The organism is Actinomadura fibrosa (genome assembly GCF_900659615.1).
Lineage (GTDB): Bacteria > Actinomycetota > Actinomycetes > Streptosporangiales > Streptosporangiaceae > Spirillospora > Spirillospora fibrosa.
The window spans coordinates 1-3,917 of record NZ_CAACUY010000449.1; the positions used below are offsets into that span (position 1 = coordinate 1).

Below are 3,917 nucleotides of genomic sequence, written 5' to 3' on the forward strand. Positions count from 1 at the left end.
GGACCTCCGTCGCGCCCGCCGCCAGCGCGGCGGCGGCCCGCCCGGCGCGCGGCTCCACCGCGACCAGCCGCGCCGGGGACGAGGCGGCGAGGAACTGGAGCGCGAGCATCCCGAGCGTCCCCGCCCCCACCACCGCGACGTCCTCCCCGGGACGCGCCGCGACCTGCCGGACCGCGGCGGCGATCACCGCGGCCGGCTCCAGCAGCGCCGCCGCGCGCAGGTCGGCGCCGGGGGACAGCACGTGCAGCAGCCGGGCGGGCACGAGCAGGTGGTCGGCGAACGCGCCCGGACGCGTGAAGCCGGTCTCGTCGTACCCCGCCTCGCACAGGTTCGGGGCGCCCTCCCGGCAACGCGCGCACACCAGGCAGCCGCGGTAGCCCTCGCCGACCACGCGGGCGCCGACCAGGCCCGGGTCGGCGCCGGCGCCGACCGCCTCCACCGTCCCCGACCACTCGTGGCCCGGGACGACGGGGTAGGCGGCGAAGCCGGGCGGGCGCGCGCCGTCGAACAGCTCCCGGTCGCTGCCGCACAGCCCGGCCGCGGCGACCCGCACCCGGGCCTCGCCGGGGCCCGGCTCCGGCGGCTCCGAGCGGGCCAGGCGCCAGCGGCCCGGCTCGTCCACCACGACGGCGCGGCTCAACGGCCCGTTCCCTTGCGCAGGTGCCAGTCCTCGGCGAACAGGTCGAAGTCGGCGTGCTGGCGGGGCAGGCCGGCCAGCGCGTCCACGTTCAGCTCGACGCCGAGGCCCGGCGCGGACGGCCGCTCGAAGTACCCGTCGACGACCTGCGGCGTGCCCGTCGCGACGTCCTTCACGGCCGCGTCCGCGAAGTCGTTGAAGTGCTCCAGGATCTTGAAGTTGGGCACGCAGACGCCGAGCTGGAGGGACGCGGCGGTCAGCACCGGCCCGCCCACGTTGTGCGGGGCGACCTGCACGTAGTAGGTCTCGGCGGTCGCGGCGAGCTTGCGGACCTCGGAGATCCCGCCGGTGTGCCCGACGTCCGGCTGGATCACGTCGGCGGCCTGGAGCTCCAGCAGCTCGCGGAACTCGATGCGGTCGTGGATCCGCTCGCCGGTCGCGATCGGCAGGCCGGTGTGCGCCGACACCTTCGCGAGCGCCTTGAGGTTCTCCGGCGGCACCGGCTCCTCCAGCCAGCCCGGGTCGAACGGGGCGAGCAGCCCCGCGAGCCGGATCGCGGTCGCGGGGGAGAACCGGCCGTGCATCTCCACCAGCAGCTCGCGCTCGGGGCCGATGGCGTCGCGCACCGCCTCGACGAGGCCGATCGAGCGCATCGTCTCGGCGTGGTCCAGCTCCATGCGGCCCGCCCCGAACGGGTCGAGCTTCAGCGCGTCGTAACCGCGCTCGACGACCCGGGTCGCGGCGGCGTGGAACTCCTCCGGCGTCCGGTCCACGGTGTACCAGCCGTTGGCGTACGCCTTGACGCGGTCGCGCACGGCGCCGCCGAGCAGCCGCCAGACCGGCTGGCCGAGGGCCTTGCCGACGATGTCCCAGCAGGCCATCTCGACGCACGCGATGCCCGACATCACGATCTCGCCCGCACGGCCGTAGTCGCCGTACTTCATCCGCTGGACGAGGTCCTCGATGCCGAACGGGTCGCTGCCGACGATGTGCCGGCGCTCCGCCTCGGCGAGGTAGCCGAGGAGCGCGTCGGTGTGGCCCAGCATGCGGGCCTCGCCCACACCGGTGAGGCCCTCGTCGGTGTGGACGGTCACGAACGTGAGGTTCCGCCAGGGCGTGCCCAGGACATGGGTGCCGATCTCGGTGATGCGCACGTGCTGTTCTCCTCATCTCGGTCTAGCGCTAGGTCGTGTTAGCGCTAACATCGAGGTGCCACGGATGCTCCCCTCCGGTTGCTCAAGCCTTGTCGGCGGACCTTGTCGCCGGGTCCTGTCAGCGGTTCCCCTCAGCGGGCGCCGCGCCGCACCGCCGTGCTCTCCCGCACGACGAGCTCCGGCTCGACGGTCCGCCGCGCCGGCGGCCCGCCCGGGGGAGCGCCGCCTCCGCCCCCGCCGCCCACGCGTTCCAGGACGAGCTGGAACGCGTGCCGCCCGACCTCGCCGAACGGCTGCCGGACGCTGGTCAGCGGGGGTGCGAAGTACGGTGCCTCCGGCACGTCGTCGAAGCCCACCACGCTCACCTCCTCGGGGACGCGGCGGCCGGCCTCGCGCAGCGCGCGCAGCAGGCCGAGCGCCATCGGGTCGTTGGCGGCGAACACGGCGGTCACCGCCGGGTCGGCGGCGAGCACCCGGCCCTGCTCGTATCCGGACCGGGCGCTCCAGTCGCCGCTGAGCAGCGGCGGGACGTCCCGTCCCTCGCCCTCCAGCACGGCGCGCCAGCCCTCGACGCGGCCGTCGGCGTCCACCCAGTCGGCCGGGCCCGCGAGGTGCCAGACCGTCTCGTGGCCGAGGCTGAGCAGGTGCCGGACGGCCCGGACCGCGCCCGCGCGCTGGTCGACCGCGGCCACCGGGACCGTCAGGTCGTCGCCCGCGCCGACGACGACGACCGGCAGGTCCGGCGGCAGCCGCCGCAGGCCCTCGGCGGCCGAGCGGTGCGGCGCGATGATGACGACGCCGTCCACCGACTGCGCGCGCAGCCGCTCCACGCCGTCCTCGATGGACCGCCGGTTCAGCTCGCCGAGGCTCGCGATCGTGATGACGTACTCGGCGCTGCGGGCCGCGCGCTCGATGCCGTACAGCGTGCAGGCGGGCCCGTACAGGGTCGTGTCGAGGCTGACCACGCCGAGCACCCCCGAGCGGCCGGTCGCCAGCACCCGGGCGGCCGAGTTCGGCCGGTAGTCCAGCTCCCGCATCGCCGAGAGCACCCGCTCCCGGGTCTTCGGGGCGACCTTCGCGGGGGTGTTGAGCACCCGCGACACCGTCATGGCCGACACACCGGCCAGCGCGGCGACGTCCTCCATGACCGCCGCGCGCGGACGCCCGGCGCCGGGGCCGGGCGGCTCGGCGCCGGCCTGCGGCTGGGGCGTCGCGGTCGTCATGTGATCTGCTCCACACGTTTTCGGGTGCCCTGATGTTTGCGCTAACGCGATCGGCTGTCAACACCCTGCGCACGATCGTGGTAGCGCCCGACACCCGGCGGCCCGGCGTTTCAGTACCGGACGGCCTCCAGCGTCCGGCGCCCGCCGCGGCGGTGCGCCCTGCGGAGCCCGTGCAGGAGCCGCCGGGGCCGGCCGAACGGGCTCAGGACGCGGAGCCCGTGCCCCGGACCGGCGCCCGCGCCCGCGCTTCCGGGGACCGGGCTGTCGCGCACCCAGCCCCGGAGCCGCCGCCCGGTCACCTCCAGCCGGACGAGCGGCAGGAAGCCGTCGGCGCTGATGCCCTCGTAACCGTGCCGGACGATGCCGTGGTAGATGTCCTCCGACACGACCAGCACCAGCGGCCCGCTCGCGCCCCGCAGGGCCCTCTTCGTCTGCGGCGCGTCGAGCAGCCGGCACGCGACGTCGAGCGCCTCGCCGAAATTGCCGCGGCCGTCGCTGTGGACCTCGCCGGCGTGCACCGCCACGCGGACGCGGATTCTCCTGTCGGGGTCCGGGACGGAGGTCAGGGCCGAATTGTATTCGTCCAGCAGGTCGCCCAGGATCGGCACGACCGGATGCAGCAGCAGCGTTTTCGGGACTTCGTCCAGCGGATGGACGAGAACGAGCGCGCCGTCGCCCCGGTCGACGAACGCCTCCCGGCAGCGCTCCTCGATGCCCGCCCGCCAGAACGCCTCCTCCAGGAACTGGTAGAGCGTCCGCCGCAGCTCGCCCTTCACCGGGTCGGTCCGCCTGGTCGAACCCTCGATGTCCACGGCGAGGATGGCGCGGTATCGCGGCCGGACGTCCGCCCGGCCGGCGGCCGGGGCGCGCGGGCCGGACGCGTCGACGAGCCGCGGACGCCGG

3 protein-coding genes and 1 pseudogene are annotated in these 3,917 nt (G+C 75.5%); all 4 read right to left on the reverse strand.

Annotated elements, in window-relative coordinates:
* Positions 1–640: zinc-dependent alcohol dehydrogenase (locus tag E1300_RS52005; RefSeq protein ID WP_207400433.1), on the reverse strand; the 640-nt coding region annotated here is incomplete at its 3' end.
* A complete protein-coding gene (locus tag E1300_RS52010) occupies positions 637–1,791 on the reverse strand; it encodes a mandelate racemase/muconate lactonizing enzyme family protein (RefSeq protein WP_131763966.1) in 1,155 nt (384 codons plus the stop codon). The genes E1300_RS52005 and E1300_RS52010, both read right to left, overlap by 4 nt.
* Before the next feature lie 131 nt (positions 1,792–1,922).
* A complete protein-coding gene (locus E1300_RS48285) occupies positions 1,923–3,014 on the reverse strand; it encodes a LacI family DNA-binding transcriptional regulator (protein WP_131763967.1) in 1,092 nt (363 codons plus the stop codon).
* A gap of 110 nt (positions 3,015–3,124) precedes the next feature.
* A pseudogene (locus E1300_RS48290) lies at positions 3,125–3,917 on the reverse strand (hypothetical protein); the annotation flags it as partial.